The 14,893-nt window shown below is 44.5% G+C and carries 19 protein-coding genes; 7 read left to right on the forward strand and 12 right to left on the reverse strand.

Features of this window, described 5'->3' with window-relative positions:
* Nucleotides 1-9 precede the first annotated feature (9 nt).
* From C1S73_RS26895 to C1S73_RS26915, 5 genes are all read left to right on the forward strand, one after another.
* Nucleotides 10-519: a flagellar basal body-associated FliL family protein gene (locus tag C1S73_RS26895; protein ID WP_038868346.1), complete on the forward strand. Its 510-nt coding sequence runs from the start codon at nt 10-12 to the stop codon at nt 517-519.
* 12 nt (nt 520-531) lie between these two features.
* A complete protein-coding gene (locus tag C1S73_RS26900) occupies nt 532-1,260 on the forward strand; it encodes a FliA/WhiG family RNA polymerase sigma factor (protein ID WP_038868344.1) in 729 nt (242 codons plus the stop codon).
* 9 nt (nt 1,261-1,269) lie between these two features.
* On the forward strand, nt 1,270-2,127 hold the full coding sequence (motA, locus tag C1S73_RS26905) for a flagellar motor stator protein MotA (RefSeq protein ID WP_038868342.1): 858 nt from the start codon (nt 1,270-1,272) through the stop codon (nt 2,125-2,127).
* Nucleotides 2,127-3,119, forward strand: a complete 993-nt coding sequence (locus C1S73_RS26910) for a flagellar motor protein MotB (RefSeq protein ID WP_038868340.1) — start codon at nt 2,127-2,129, stop codon at nt 3,117-3,119. The genes motA and C1S73_RS26910 overlap by 1 nt, the downstream gene beginning before the upstream one ends.
* Before the next feature lie 100 nt (nt 3,120-3,219).
* Complete coding sequence (locus C1S73_RS26915) at nt 3,220-3,507, forward strand: hypothetical protein (RefSeq protein ID WP_038868338.1); 288 nt, start codon at nt 3,220-3,222, stop codon at nt 3,505-3,507.
* Nucleotides 3,508-3,534: 27 nt separating this feature from the next.
* Here the strand turns inward: C1S73_RS26915 and C1S73_RS26920 are convergent, their stop codons facing one another.
* From C1S73_RS26920 to C1S73_RS26945, 6 genes are all read right to left on the reverse strand, one after another.
* Nucleotides 3,535-4,107, reverse strand: a complete 573-nt coding sequence (locus tag C1S73_RS26920; RefSeq protein WP_038868336.1) for a hypothetical protein — start codon at nt 4,105-4,107, stop codon at nt 3,535-3,537.
* A 163-nt stretch (nt 4,108-4,270) separates the two neighbouring features.
* Nucleotides 4,271-5,710: a pyridoxal phosphate-dependent decarboxylase family protein gene (locus C1S73_RS26925; RefSeq protein ID WP_038868334.1), complete on the reverse strand. Its 1,440-nt coding sequence runs from the start codon at nt 5,708-5,710 to the stop codon at nt 4,271-4,273.
* Nucleotides 5,711-5,840: 130 nt separating this feature from the next.
* Nucleotides 5,841-6,860 carry a helix-turn-helix domain-containing protein gene (locus tag C1S73_RS26930; RefSeq protein ID WP_038868332.1) on the reverse strand — a complete coding sequence of 340 codons (1,020 nt, stop codon included), beginning with the start codon at nt 6,858-6,860 and terminating at the stop codon, nt 5,841-5,843.
* A gap of 134 nt (nt 6,861-6,994) precedes the next feature.
* A complete protein-coding gene (locus C1S73_RS26935) occupies nt 6,995-7,765 on the reverse strand; it encodes a PhzF family phenazine biosynthesis protein (RefSeq protein ID WP_038868330.1) in 771 nt (256 codons plus the stop codon).
* Nucleotides 7,766-8,184: 419 nt separating this feature from the next.
* Nucleotides 8,185-8,562: a PH domain-containing protein gene (locus C1S73_RS26940; protein WP_038868327.1), complete on the reverse strand. Its 378-nt coding sequence runs from the start codon at nt 8,560-8,562 to the stop codon at nt 8,185-8,187.
* 117 nt (nt 8,563-8,679) lie between these two features.
* Nucleotides 8,680-8,895: a TIGR02450 family Trp-rich protein gene (locus tag C1S73_RS26945; protein ID WP_038868488.1), complete on the reverse strand. Its 216-nt coding sequence runs from the start codon at nt 8,893-8,895 to the stop codon at nt 8,680-8,682.
* Between the two features lie 183 nt (nt 8,896-9,078).
* On the opposite strand from C1S73_RS26945, the gene C1S73_RS26950 reads away from it, so the two are divergent.
* The gene (locus C1S73_RS26950; protein ID WP_038868325.1) at nt 9,079-9,843 is read left to right on the forward strand and encodes a transporter substrate-binding domain-containing protein; all 765 of its coding nucleotides are present in this window, start codon (nt 9,079-9,081) and stop codon (nt 9,841-9,843) included.
* Between the two features lie 148 nt (nt 9,844-9,991).
* Complete coding sequence (locus tag C1S73_RS26955) at nt 9,992-10,789, forward strand: aminoglycoside 6-adenylyltransferase (RefSeq protein ID WP_038868323.1); 798 nt, start codon at nt 9,992-9,994, stop codon at nt 10,787-10,789.
* Between the two features lie 90 nt (nt 10,790-10,879).
* Here the strand turns inward: C1S73_RS26955 and C1S73_RS26960 are convergent, their stop codons facing one another.
* From C1S73_RS26960 to C1S73_RS26985, 6 genes are all read right to left on the reverse strand, one after another.
* On the reverse strand, nt 10,880-11,302 hold the full coding sequence (locus C1S73_RS26960) for a lipoprotein (protein ID WP_038868321.1): 423 nt from the start codon (nt 11,300-11,302) through the stop codon (nt 10,880-10,882).
* Between the two features lie 186 nt (nt 11,303-11,488).
* Nucleotides 11,489-11,941 carry a hypothetical protein gene (locus C1S73_RS26965; RefSeq protein ID WP_038868319.1) on the reverse strand — a complete coding sequence of 151 codons (453 nt, stop codon included), beginning with the start codon at nt 11,939-11,941 and terminating at the stop codon, nt 11,489-11,491.
* Between the two features lie 140 nt (nt 11,942-12,081).
* Entirely contained in the window at nt 12,082-12,327 is a 246-nt protein-coding gene (locus tag C1S73_RS26970) for a hypothetical protein (protein WP_038868318.1), read from the reverse strand.
* 301 nt (nt 12,328-12,628) lie between these two features.
* Nucleotides 12,629-13,342 (reverse strand): class I SAM-dependent methyltransferase, encoded by a 714-nt coding sequence (locus C1S73_RS26975; protein WP_038868316.1) that lies wholly within the window; start codon nt 13,340-13,342, stop codon nt 12,629-12,631.
* Nucleotides 13,343-13,498: 156 nt separating this feature from the next.
* A complete protein-coding gene (locus C1S73_RS26980) occupies nt 13,499-13,900 on the reverse strand; it encodes a GFA family protein (protein ID WP_005435931.1) in 402 nt (133 codons plus the stop codon).
* 166 nt (nt 13,901-14,066) lie between these two features.
* Nucleotides 14,067-14,546: a porin gene (locus C1S73_RS26985; RefSeq protein WP_038868315.1), complete on the reverse strand. Its 480-nt coding sequence runs from the start codon at nt 14,544-14,546 to the stop codon at nt 14,067-14,069.
* Between the last annotated feature and the right edge of the window lie 347 nt (nt 14,547-14,893).

Genomic DNA, 14,893 nt, shown 5'->3' on the forward strand with positions numbered 1-14,893 from the left:
AAAAAGGTTATGACCAAACAACAAATGATCGCCCTGTTTATCGCCATGATCATCACCAGTGCCCTCGTTTCGGCCGCCACGGTGGTTGGCGGTATTTGGTACATAAATAAAAGTTCAGAATCCGCCTCATCGGAATCAGGCGTCAGCGCTTTTTTGGAAGATTCTCCACTCGCGTTCTTAACAGCAGAAGAACCTACCAGCAACGGACCGAGTTTTCACCCATTGGACAAAGTGGTACTGACTATCAAAGGTAAAAAGCAGACGCACTTTGTGATGCTGGAACTGGCCGTAGAAACACGTCGTCCAGAGCGCATTAAGAACATCGATAACTACATGCCAATGGTACAAAACTCATTGCTCAAGCTGTTCAGCGATAAAACCTTTGATGAACTACAGCAGGCGGGGTCTATCGATATTCTGCAAAACGAAGTCAAAGAGACCTTACTCTTAGCGTTTGCGAAAACTGACATCGTGCGTGATATCGATGATGTTCTATTGACCAAATACGTTGTGCAATAACGGAGCACGACTATGTTGGATATGAACTTACAGGAAAGTTATACCGCGACGGAGGAAGTGAATACACCGTCTCGCCAGATTGACGAAAACGCACTGCTGCAACGCCATCAAATCATGGTGAAACGCGTCGTAAACCAACTCCGCGTTCATGCTACTTCGCATTGCAGCATTGAAGACATGCAGCAAATTGGCCTAATTGCGCTCGTCGAAGCAGGACGTCGTTATGGGGATGTGGATGACACACACTTCCCCGCTTTTGCCGTTTGTCGGGTTCGTGGCGCTATTTTAGACGAGCTTCGCCGCTTAGATTGGCGCTCACGTAAGACCCGTCAACAAGCACACGAACTAAACGACGTCACACGTGACCTAACCCGTGAACTTGGCAGAATGCCTACCGATGCCGAGATCATTAAAGCACTCGGCACTGATGAGCAAGACTTCTACAACCGCCAAAATGCAGCGCTGGCGGGCGAAATGCAGAGCCTTGATCAATTAATGGAAACAGGGGGAGACAGCCACTTCGGCGGTCAATACGACGGGATGGAACATGAACATATTCGTCGTAGCTTAGATTGCGCACTTAGCAAAATGTCGAAGCGCGACCAGTTGCTACTGACTCTGTTTTATCAACACGAACTCAACCTACATGAAATCGCGCTCGTGCTCGATCTGACGCCACCTCGCATCTGTCAGTTGCACAAACAAGCGCTTAAACAACTCAATCAATTAATGTCCTCTTAGGAGTCAAAGATGCAAAAGTTTTTTGGAGCCATTACCGTCCTGTTGTGTGTCTTTGGTGGATACATGTGGGCAGGAGGTAAACTTGGTGCGATTTGGCAACCGGCCGAGTTTCTGATCATCATCGGAGCCACAGCTGGCTCTCTGATCATCGGTAACCCGCCTCAAGTGTTAAAAGAAATGCGTCAGCAAGTGCGTGCAACGATTTCTGGCCCGCGTCAGGAATACGAGTACTACATGGAGCTGATGGCACTACTGAATAACCTGCTAGAAACCGCACGCAGTCGTGGTTTTAAATTCCTAGATTCACACATTGAATCACCGGAACAAAGTTCGATCTTCCTCGCGTACCCAAAAGTGAGCAACGATCATCGCCTTATTTCGTTCATTACCGACAATTTACGTTTAATGGCAATGGGACAAATGTCGCCTCATGAATTAGAGGGACTGTTAGAACAAGAAATCGAAGCCATTCAAACCGAGATGTTACTGCCTTCACGCTCAATGCAGCGCACTGCAGAAGCACTTCCCGGATTCGGTATTCTTGCAGCAGTCGGTGGCATCATCATCACCATGCAAGCCATTGATGGTTCCATTGCGCTGATTGGTTATCACGTTGCCGCTGCCCTCGTTGGTACGTTCATTGGTATTTTTGGTTGTTACTGTTGTTTAGATCCACTCAGTAATGCCATGGCTCAGCGAGTCAGACGAAACATGACGGCTTTTGAATGCGTGCGCGCCACCTTGGTTGCTTACGTCGCGAAGAAGCCAACATTACTCGCCATCGACGCTGGCCGTAAACACATTCAGTTAGACATCAAACCAACTTTCAACCAAATGGAGAAGTGGCTAGCTGAACAGGAGGGATAATGCAAAAACAAGAACATGTGGTGTTCAAACGCGCGAAAGCACATAACCATGATGAGTTTCATGGTGGCGCGTGGAAAGTCGCGTTTGCCGACTTCATGATCGCGTTGATGGCGCTGTTTCTTGTCCTTTGGGTCATGCAAGTGGTCGACAAGGAAGAGCGCAAAGCCATTGTCGCGCACCTTCATAGTTCGAGCGTTTTTGATAAGAGCTACGGTAACCCTTTCGATACCTCACAAAGTATCTCTCCTATCGACTTGGCACAGGACTCTTCTGTGCCAAGCAAACACAACTCAAACCACGTCGTCAGTTCCTTCTTCCAAGGTGATGGCGATGGCCCAGAGATTGACTCGCTTATCCCAGGCAATTTCGACACCCAAGAGCAACTTGCTCTACTGGCTAAAGTAATTGATGAAGTCGTAGGTCAAATCAGCGCGCAAGGTAACGTGAATGTCACCATTACACCGCAAGGGTTGCGTATTGTGCTGCAAGATGATTACAAACAGCATATGTTCAGCCGAGGTGGCGCCGAGTTGACGCCTTTCTTTGAAGACTTATTACTTGCTTTAGCTCCAGTGTTTGAGCGCATCAGTAACCCAGTCATCATCAGTGGGCACACCGATTCTACTCCGTTTAAAAAACGCTTTGGAAAGCAATCTAACTGGGCGCTTTCGGCTTCACGAGCGGATGTCGCGAGAAACACCTTAGTCGAGGGTGGCATGCCGGATGAGCGTGTGATGCAAGTGACAGGCATGTCGGATCGCGCGTTACTTAATCCTGACGAACCCGATTCGAGTGAAAACCGTCGTATAGAGTTATTTATTCTGACCACGCCAGCCGCGCAAGTGCTAGAGACCTTCTTCGGTAATCAAGAAGACAGTGAACTACAGAAAGCCAAGCAAAAAGCAGAATTTAACCAACCCGTGATCAGACAAGAAGTGATTCGCTATTCGGTGGACTCAGAAACGCCAAAAGCGAAAATTCAAGACCTCTAAAATCAAAAAAGGTCACAACAAATACATGGTGTGACCTTTCATCTCGATTGCTGTTTGCATTGCTAATAATTGTTGCTATCACTGTTTAGTTGAGTTCGATATGCCTGTACGCGCGCCCAATAAAACCCAAAAAGATTCGCTCAAAAAAGCCTTTCTTTGGCTGATCATTTTTGATTATCTGTTGCTGGCATTCTTTCTAACTCAACTGCCAAGCCTTAATCTGAATAGTGGCACCATGATCAGCTTATTATTGGTCGTGTATAACATTTTGCTAGTTTCGCTTTGTTACCAACGCACCAGTAAGCAAGACTCTTACATCATTTATCCCGTGCTCTCTGCAACGCTACTGGCATTCGTATGCTTTTTGTATTTCTTCTTTTTGGTGTGAATCTTGAGATGCTGTCGCATTGAAGCATCAACTTAATGGTACCATTTGTACGTTTTTAACTGAGTGACTATCTAATGGCGCTGCACAGTTGGTGAGCGTTCCAACATCAATACGACTCGTTTTTGAAAAAGCCACAATCACGTCAATACACGCTTCCTCACTTTCTGCTACCGATGGGTTGGCACTGATAAAAGCGCGAATTTTGTCCACATAAACCGGATGCTCTAAATAAAGGCTCGCCAGCTTTTTTCTACCGATATAAGTATGTTGGCGCTCCTCGCCAATTGGGGACAGCTTATTCTTGTGTTCATGCACTAAGTGGTAATTACAATTGTTGCAGCTTCTCACCTGAGTAAGCGTTAAGGTATTTTCTTCGTCTTTAAATACCTTGATGTCGGTTTGAGTTTGGTTGAGAGCAGCATGACTCTTTGTATCGGCTTTTGAATATTCTAACTGCCCTAACAGGTCGGTATTTTTGCTCACTAAGAAAGCCACATCTACCCCAGAAGCACTGATAAGGTGGCTATCAACGGGAGAGGCACTTGAGCATCCATTTAGAACGATCAATCCAAAGAGAAAAGTAAGTAGTTTTGATTTCATATAGGAATCCTTATTGAATGGAAGAAGTCATTTAAAAAGAATAAAGAAACCAAAGACGGATTAATTGTCATTGCATGCCTACCAGAATCCACCCAAAATAAAAAACCCAGCATTATCGCTGGGTTTGCGTTGATACGGCGACTAACAGTCAACCATTAACATGTTATTTGGTGCTCATTAGTTCTTTCTCTGTCAGGTAAGCTTCGATGATCTTTTCTGCTGACAAATCGATATCTTCCTTGGAAGTATGGCAACTTAGTACAGAAAACAGCATGGTCTTAAGCCCCTTATAACCAGAAGTCGATGGATAAAGAGTTCCCTCTTGTTGCAGTCGATGTACAACACGGGCCGTTAGCTCATTGCGATATTCCTCGCCTCCTTCACCAAACTGTGCTGAAAAACGATTCGACACCACATCGTTGAGGATAGTGATGCCATCCACTGTTGAAAGTTTTTCTGCCATACATTGTGCAAGTGCAGTACAACGGTCAACATGGTCTTCGATCCCCTGCTTACCTAATGACTTAAACGCAGCATAAACAGGCACACCACGAGCTCGACGCGAAGCACCAATCCCAAAGTTGATCGCATTGCGATCTGGCTTATCCATCGCGTCATTAAGGTAGTCACCCATATTGCTGCCGCCCATCGCTTGAGCCAGCAAACTTGCGTTCTTCACGATGACCATTCCCGAGTCATAAGGCATGTTAAACCACTTATGACCATCTGTATCAATTGAATCAACTCTATCGATACCATCCAGTAGATAACGATGTTTTGCACTCGCTGCCGCCCAAAGCCCAATAGCGCCATCAACATGCAACCATGCATTACCATGAGCAGCAACGGCATCAGCAAGTACATGGAAAGGGTCGAAAGCTCCTGAGTCGATACAGCCTGCTTGCGCGCAAACTAGGGTTGGTCCCTCAAGTGCAGTAATGGTCTCCATCAGGGAATCTGGAATTATGCGTAGGTTTTCATCCGTTGGAACTTTAACAATGTTTTCCAAACCGATTCCAATCATGGAAAGAGCACGTTTAATCGTTGAATGAATTTGATCGCTCACAACAACATTAATACGCGGCGCACCATACATACCTTGACTTGCCACATCCCAGCCTGCACGTTCTAAAAGTGCATTACGAGCGGTAATAAGGCTTGTATAAATCGCCTCTTGGGCACCAGATGTAAAGCCGATACCCGAATTTGGCGCCAAGCCAAGTAGTTGGGTCATCCATTCTGCGGCGGTTTCTTCAACCACTGACAAAGCTGGACTAGCAACGTAATACGGTACATTTTGGTCCCATGCGCTCACCAGCCAATCTGCCGCCAGTGAAGCAGGGAAAGAGCTGCCAATGGCATAGCCAAAGAAACGTGGTCCCCCCGTTGCGATCAAGCCTGCATCAACATTTTTAACCATCTCATTGATAACGACTGACGGCTGCGTTGGTGTCAATGGGAGTGGCCCACCAATCGCTTGTCTCAACTCCTGAGAAGTGATGCACTTGTCTACAGGTCGCTCATTTAATGACTCTAAGTAGTCAATGGCGTGTTCAAAGGATTGGGTAAGCGGTGAACGGTATTCATGGAATCGATGTGACATGTTTGCTTCTCTCTTTGGTTTCGATACTCCTAATCTTATGGATTGAGAGAAATATAAATTGTCACCTCGTGCCACCAAACTGAACTATTCCGTCGGCACACTCTCTTTAGCCGAAATGTCACTTTATGCGCTAAGACGTAAGAAAAGACGATGCCTTCCGATAAGCAGACGGCGTTACTCCCAATTTTCTTCGAATAAATCGAGTAAAGTTTGCTGTATCGGTATACCCCAATGACGACGCAATGGTTGTGATTGATAGATGTGAATCTTTTAATAAGCGTAAACTTCTTTCCAACAGTAATTCTTCAATGACATCGCTATAGGTGACGCCAGCCATACACAAGCGCCGTTGCAAAGTTCGTTTATTGATCCCCAAAATACGCGACGCGTCGAGAATAGAAAGCCGTCCCATAGAGGTATAAGGCTGAATGGCTAATCGAAAAGAAGGAAGAAAAGACGTTGGTATCTCACTAAGAGCCGCTTTCACAACAGATTGTCTTTTACTGGGCATACAAACCATTTGGCTTAAGATGCCATCATCGAGCTGAATGCCTGTAGCTGCACGATTAGTATAGAACTGAATATGCTGAAGCTGAGAGCAGTTAAAAAACGGTGCCACCCCTGCGCACTTTAGACTCATATTCAACGTTTTTTGCTTAGAGTTCGAGAGCGCATCAACCAACTCATCCATGAAGATAACACTGAATAACTCAGCATATTGGTACCATGATTCAGCTTCACCATCTTTGTATCGAGCAAACCAAAGATGATTGTGGTAACGCTCAAGACCAATACGAGTGTTATTTGAGAACAGGGGAATCACACGGCAAAACTCTTCGATGCCTTCCGCTACCGTCATTGATGGAGTCAGGGATAACTGTTCTAAAATTTTAGGCACATACAAATCACGACACATCCCCCAGATGGTGTAAATAAAGGTTTCTGGTGAGCAAGATTTCCCAAACGCTAAAATAAGATTTTTAAGCGTGGTTTCAGGTAGAAACTCAACATCAGTAATCTGAATATCTTCTGGCGCCTGTGTTACCTTTATAAGCTGATGCACATCGACATCACTCCGCTTATAGAGCTCCGCTAAATAATGCACCCACTCCGCTCTAACCAAAGGGACACCTTCAAATACAACCGCCATCCTCTGCCCTTCACTTTGTCTAAATGTCGAAAGGTAAAGAAACCAAAACCGCTTGTCTTGTCATTTCGCGACAACAAAGGAATTCGCAAACACCATAAATGTGTTTTACGTACCGATGTATTTGAAGAGAGGCTTTACTGAACTCTCAAATGCACCGACGCAGAAATCACGATCGTATCTGCACTTAGCTTCGCAATTTGGAAAAAGCCACCCTTCTCTGAAAGCTGAGAAGCGTTCAGTGAGTCGACGTCCAACTTCTTAAACCAATATGGCGCTAACGTGCATTGTGCCGAGCCCGTTGCAATATCCTCATCAATTCCAATTTTGGGTGCAAAATAGCGCAATACGTAATCGTTAGGGCCTCGTTGAGCGGTAACCATCACCGCATGGAAATCTCGGATTTGTTTTAGGCAAGTAAAATCGGGATGGTAACGGTTCACTTGCTGTTCTGATTCCAACACCACAACAAGATCGCGAGTAGTAAACACATCAACTGCCTGCACTCCCGATGGCTCCAGATTTAACAAGCTTAAATCCAAACTCGTCGGCACTGGCTTACCTTCCCATGATGGAAGTGCCATTTGATACTGGCAACCATGCTTAACGATAGTAATGTCGCCATAATCACTGTGTAACTTAACAGAACGCTGCTTTAGGCGAGCAATCAAGGCCGCACCAGCCCCCATACTGCCATGACCACACAGGTTGATCTCGCTGGTCAAAGAAAACCAACGAATGTGCCAACAGTTATCGATATGACTAAGAAATGAGGTGACAGGTTGTGCGACACTTTGTGCAATCGACAACATCTCTGAATCACTTAACCAATGAGACAAAAACACCACGCCACAAGGGTTACCTTGCGCTTGTTCAGAACAGAATACATCGTAAACTTGGGTATCGATAACTCACCTCATATCGCTAGCAGCCAAAAACCATAATGTTCATTATTAACGCATTTTCCAAATTAGAGAAAAACACTATTTTTCATCCATTAATAGGGAAAATATCGTGCAACAAATCATTAAGCAAGTGTACACATATCAATAATTGAATTTAGAAGGCTATTTATCTCTCTTGCTGGTTTCAACATTTCGCTCAGATAACAAATCAAAGGAATGAAAAAAGGAAGCATGTAATGCTTCCTTAAAACGTGTTATCTATCGTTAACACTCATCGAATCATTAGATAGAAAATAACCCCAGCAGAGAAACCAAGGATAAATATCAGAGACTTGCTGCGTTTACTTAATGCTTCCTTGCCTTGTTTTTGTGTCGCCATGATGACTCCTTGTCTTTGGCTGAATTAGCGCTTAAACCATTGTCTAAGCGAGTACGTGCTCGCTGATCATTTTGTTAAACGATACGAGGTCAAAAGAGCCCCTGATCTCAAACCGCACTCGCCCGACTTCACTTAGGAACAATTCAATTTCACAATCCAGATCAAGTGTGCCAGACGTTTCAACCGAGAAAGCGTTAATTTTGCTGTATGGCAGAGAAGTGTAATCAACTTTTGACCCTGTAATCCCTTGTACATTGGCTGCAATAACACGCTTATTGGTGAACACCACTTGGTCACGCACGGTCTTGAAGCCAGCAAAAATACTTTCTCCTTCAATCAAGAACTTGTGGAAATCGTCGCGCACCTTTGAAGTTTCAATCGGCTTGAGTTTGAATATGGATGAGTTTTCGAAATCGATCATGGTGTTGCCTTAGAATGTAAATAAAATCACTCATCAATTAATAGCAAAGTCTCTAAGACGAGCCTATTGATTTTGATGACTTTTCTAACTCCATCTCGTTTTTGTTATCGCGCCTGCTTATTTCCATCCTTGTCGCCACTGTTGCGTGTCTTTCAAATCATGCCAATCTAGCTCGCGCTCTCGCTTGGTCATAACCGCTTCAATCACGCACCTCACGACGTTGCCTTCTTCATCAAACTCCATTTCTGAAATGATGAAGTGCTTCTCTTTGTTTACCGGCTCTGTCGCAGTCCATTTGCTGCGAAGTAACTTTTTAGGGTGAATTCGATTCATAACACTCTGCCATTCATAAGAAAAATTTTGCTTTTTCATACGTATAAATTGGCAAATGCAATCACATTCAATGTCGCTATTTTTTCTTCAATATGGTGTTTTTTCTTATTGGTTTGATCTCTTTTTCTGATACTTCCTGTTACTTTGAGTGTTCAAACAAACACAACACATAAAACAACGACAATGAAAAAAACAACACTTTTACTTGCTTCCGTAGCACTGGCACTTTCCGGGGTTGCCCAAGCCGATAAGCTGGAAGACATACAAAAATCAGGCACCTTACGTGTTGGAACAACGGGCGATTACAAACCGTTTTCTTACTATGACGGCAAAAGTTATTCTGGTTATGACATTGATGTCGCCAACCACATTGCGGAGCAACTAGGCGTCAAATTGAAGCTGGTTCGAACCACATGGAAAGATCTACTCAATGACCTTGATGAAGACAAATACGACATCGCCATGGGTGGTATCACACGTAAAATGCAACGCCAACTGAACGCAGAGCAAACACAAGGCTATATGACATTTGGTAAGTGTTTCTTGGTTGCAAAAGGCAAAGCAGAGCAATTCAATACGCTCGAAAAAGTTAACGACCCTTCGGTTAGAGTCGGCGTCAATATCGGTGGTACAAATGAAGCCTTTGCGGATAAAAACCTGCAACAAGCTCATTTCACCCGCTACGAAAACAACTTAGACGTACCGAAAGCCGTCGCGGCGGGCAAAGTTGATGTCATGGTGACAGAAACTCCGGAGGGGTTGTTCTACCAAGTCACGGACGAGCGTTTAGAAGCGGTTCGCTGCGAAGACCCCTTCACCAAAGGTCAGTTTGGCTACTTGATCCCTAAAGGCGAACAGCGCTTACTGAATACGGTGAACTTCATCATGGATGACATAAAACTGAAAGGCATCGACGAGCAGTTTATGCACCATAACTCGCTGAAGTAATTAACAGTCCATATCAAAACCGTTCAATTTTGAGCGGTTTTTGTTGCGTCTTAAGATGCTTCACGCCATATTGTAATGCTGCGCTAATTTTACCGCACTAACCATCCTGCTGATGGTTCTAATATCAACCATGATTAATAGGTAAAATATGAAATTCTCAAGCACGCTTCCTCAAACTCATAAACAACTTCTAAGCAAAATCCTTGCGGTATTTACTGCTGACCCACGCATTCTCGGCATTGGTGCAAGTGGCTCTTACGCCTCTGACTCTATGGATAAATACAGTGATTTGGATTTGGTCATCGCCATCAACCCTGAAGATTTTGATTCGGTAATGGCAGAGCGCTTTGCGCTTATCGACCAAGTAGAAGGTCAAGTCGCGGCTTTCACTGGTGAACACGTGGGAGAACCAAGATTAGTGATCGCAATCTACGCGCCAGATGCGATTCATGTCGATTTCAAATTTGTCTCTTTGCCGGATGCAGCCACTCGTGTTGATGACACTAAAGTGCTTTGGGAACGCGACGGGCAGCTATCGCAAGTCTTCGAAATTGCGAAGCCTCATTACCCACAACCGGATCCACAGTGGATTGAAGATCGCTTTTGGATTTGGGTTCATTACGGCGCAACCAAGATTGCGCGTGGGGAATACTTTGAGGCCGCGGAATTTTTATCGTTCCTACGCTCTGTTGCGATATCGCCATTAGCCCTGAAACAACAAGGGTTGACTCCTTCTGGCGTGAGAAAAATAGAATCACGCATGCCTGCGTTTGCGGCGGAGCTAAAACAAACCGTCGCCATGCCAGAACGAGAAGCGCTGATTCCTGCATTTGAAAAGATCGTAGAGCTGTATCTATCGCTGCGAAAGAACGAGCAAGTCAGTATTAAACCGGAAACTCAGCAGCTTTGTATGGATTACTTCCAGCAAGAGCTGAAAAGCGAGTAGATCCGGCACAGCGTAAAAACAACAACAGATAGAAACAACAAAGGGGATATCACTATCCCCTTTTTCATCGGTCTGATTCACTGAGAGCGATTACATCACGCACTCTTTTGCGGCTTGTGCTTTCTCGATGCCTTCTTCAATCAGAGATTTGGTTTCTTCGCTGCCGATAGATGACATCACTTTATCCATCACCTTATCCACTGTCGATTCAGAAGACGCTTCCACCAAACAAGCGTAAGCATTGGCAATGTGTTCTTTCGCTTCAATAAGTGCTTCAGGGTCACTGAAATCCACATTCATTGCTTCTTCAACCGATGCCGCAAACTCTTCTGCAGATTCCGCAGCATCACCAAATTGGTCTAGGTTAAACGCTTCTTCTACTGAATCCATCTGCTCTTGAACCGTATCAATCGCTTTGTTTGCGGCTTCTTGTGCTTGGTCAATGGCTTTGCTTGCGTCATCACAGCCGACAAGTGCCATTGCTAAAACCATTATTGAGATTGTCTTTTTCATATTTGTTCTTCTAACAAGTAAATCGCTAATCATCACAATACGTGATTAGCCGGTAGATTTTAATTCAAGAGTTGTAAGAAGAGGAAACAGAAACGTTTGAAAGCTCCAAAAACAAAGCCGCTACAATGAGCGGCTTTTGTATTTGCTTTAATGTTTACTCAGATGTTTAAGTAAACATTAAATCTGTCAGGCAATTCTTCCGTGGCTGATTGCCATCATTTCATCGTAGGTACGTTGTAATGCATCAAACGTCCATTCGAAGTAGACGCGACGTTCCATCAGCGGAGCAATTTGGTCTGCATCAAATGATTCGATCGTCAGATCAGAATACTCGACTTGCAGGCTGTTGCCGTCCGTACCCCAATCTTCGTACTCACGATTACCAATGAGATCGTAAAGGTTATTACTTAAGAAGCTGTATACCACTAAGAATGATTTTACTGCGCCTTCCGAAAAGTTAAGCATGCTCGCGACTTGCGCGACGTCATACGACTTTTCTTTATCACCTTGGTCAATATCAAGCCTCACCAATTGAGTTTCCCACGCTGCCAATTCACCGTAGGAATCCAAGACGTACTGGTTCAGTGCTTCGAACACATGAAAAAAGTCCTGGATCATTGAGATGTATTTATCAGACATAACGTCCCTTATTGTATTTGGTGAACGGACGGTCTTCGCCGCCGTGTTATTGCTCACCCTAGCCAGTGGTTGTTAAAAGTTAGACTAGAAGTTGCAACACCGCATACTGTACTTGTAATTTTGTTGTCATTTTTGAGTGATCAGTCAATTAATAGCGTTGGCTCGTCGATGCCCATGTAGTCACACAGTTCACGCTTAATTCGGTGAAAGTCTTGTACCGAGACAAAGCAATCGGCGTATTCTGTTTTACCATCAATGCCGATATAAACATGAGCAAAAGACTCGACCGTCGACGTAATTTTGATGGAATCATGGCTGAGTTCGAACGTCACAACTTGGTCCATATTCAGGTAACGACCAAATTCGATTTTTAGTGCTTTCGCCATAATGGGGTCCTAAGGTAACAGTGCAGATCTGGAAATAGGCAGCATCCCGGTGCTCAAATAGAAAGGCTTGCTAATTTGATGGTGGTTCTGCCCCATAATTGAAGTGAGCCTACCACAAGCCCCTGCCTCCAAAATTAGAGTTTGACCGCACTTTCCTTTGGATTTACTTACAGATGAAACAGTTACTCAAAATCTGACCGCAAATTCACACACAAAAGAAAAACGGAGCGTATTTCACAGTTTCAAGGAACAAAAAGGCCACTGTGATAGCGGCCTTGTAAGTCATTAATTGGCGTGAACTTCACGCATTTATCTGGTACATCGCGAAATAGGTATCGGCTTGAATAACGTGTTTTTTGCTAAGTTGCTTCAAAGCCTCAACAGCGTTTGCGAATGGGTCATCTCCTGAGAATGCTTCAACCAAATTGGTGTAACGCTTTGAAGAAGAAAACAGCACATGCGCCAGCTCTTCAGCGCTGACTTCTAGCTCTACGGTCTCCTTGTAAACCTTCATCGCTTGGAAAGCGTCACAATCACTGAAGTTGATAGCGTGGTCATAGTTGGACTCCATCAGTTCCATCTCTATGCCTAACAGCTTGAGGGGCTTTTCGAGCAACACTTCAAAATCGTACACCACAACGTGCGCTGCAGATTGGCAGACGCGTTGAAGCTCAGTCACCAAAGCCGCAGACTTTGCGTAAGAAAGTGAGCCTGCAAACGTCACTACATCCACACTGTTGTCTGGCAGTGGCACATGCTCACCATCGCCGACATGATACTCGATACCTGCTGATGGTTTGGTTTGCTCAATCATTGACGTGCTCGGATCCACACCATGCAGTTGCTGACAGTATTTAGCCAATGCCAGTGTTGATACGCCCGTACCACAGCCAATATCTAATCCCAACTGGAACTGGGGTAACGCATCTAAGTTAGCTTGTAGGATGACTTGATGCAGCGGCGGACGATAAGCCGCGTAATGCTTAGAGATGGCTTGGTTGTATTCTTCGCTCACTGATGTTCTCTCAAAATCTGTCGATGTTATTTAACCGTATCCGTATAGTGTCGGATATTACTGCCACTCAAAAGCAAAAAGCCACTCATTTGAGTGGCTCTATCTCACAACTTTAAATGCTTTCTGATTTGGTACGATGCTCAGCCTCAAACCAGCTTATAGCTTGGGTTCGGCTTCGAATTGCTTAAGGTCATCAGTAATGTCATTCCAAGGTGCTTTGGATGCGACAAAAATATGGAAGCTTGGCTTATGGGAAGGCACATCATCAAGAATGCCCAAGCGCACATTGACGATACCGTTGTTTTTCTTCGAATAAAGGCTAGAGCCGCAGTGACGGCAGAATGAGAGTTCGGTATTGGCGCTCTTCTGATAGGTTTGGATGTGTTCCGCGCCCTCAATCACAATCAGTTTATCCAGTGCAACGCCACCCGCTGACGAGTAATCGGATCCGGTAAATTTGCGGCATTCAGAGCAATGACAATTGCCCATGTATTTAAATTCATCCGCGACTTCGAGTTTCACCTTGCCACACAGACATGAGCCTTTGAGTACTTCCATGGTTAAGTCCTTCTCTTTATTGGAATGTCAGTTACCGAATCACCATGCCAGTCCAACACGACGAAATAAAGACAAGTAAGTCAGGTTTGCAAAAATGGAACAAAGAAAACCACCGCACTCTTCCATAAGCGCAGTGGAAAACAACTAGGACAAGTCGTTGCTTTTTTTAGAAGCGGAACTCTGCACTTAGCGCGTAGCTGTTCTCAACAACTTTTGCTTCGTACATGGTGTACTCAAGTGCAACGCGAGCTGGGCCCAATGTCACACCTGCACCTACGCCGTAGTAGATGTCGTTTGAATCACCAAGGTTCGTTTGGAAGTGACCCATACCGACACGACCGTAAACGTCGAAAATAGTGATTGGTAGTGTTAGTTTCGCACTTGCTAGCCAAGCATCAGAGTAGATGTGCTCGAAGTCTTTGTGCGTATCGATGAAATCTGCATATCCACCTTCAATCGACAGTAGGTCGTTAAACTGGTAACCGATGTAAAGGTTGTAACCGCTGTTTTGATCACTAAAGTCTGTGTTCTCGTTCTTTACTTGGTATTCAGAATATAGGTAGCTAGCACCAATGTATGGGTTAGCAGCAGCTTGTGTAGCAAAGAAGATAGCAGCGATTGGAAGAATAAATTTGTTCAGTTTCATTTCTTAATAACTCTCAATATAAAAGGTTGACTAACATTCCCTAATCCTTCAGTACGTGATGCTCATGCATCGATTTTTTATTTCCTTATTGCAAGTGACTTCAGGGAACGTTGCGCCTTTTCTCTTTTAAGAAGCTCGCCCCTCACTTGCGGTGTGGGATGCATCATCCTGTGTTTTCGCTGCGGTGACATAACGTAAAACTCAGCAGTTAATAAAACTTCATCACTAGCATATAAACAAAATATAAAACCAATAAATACATAGAGTTAAACATCAAAATAGAGGGTAAAACAAACAAATTAATTGGAACTTTTCTTCCATTCAGTGTTGATTTCCTAGGTAAAAGG

The sequence above is a fragment of the Vibrio jasicida 090810c genome (assembly GCF_002887615.1).
In the GTDB taxonomy this organism is placed as follows: Bacteria; Pseudomonadota; Gammaproteobacteria; order Enterobacterales; family Vibrionaceae; genus Vibrio; species Vibrio jasicida.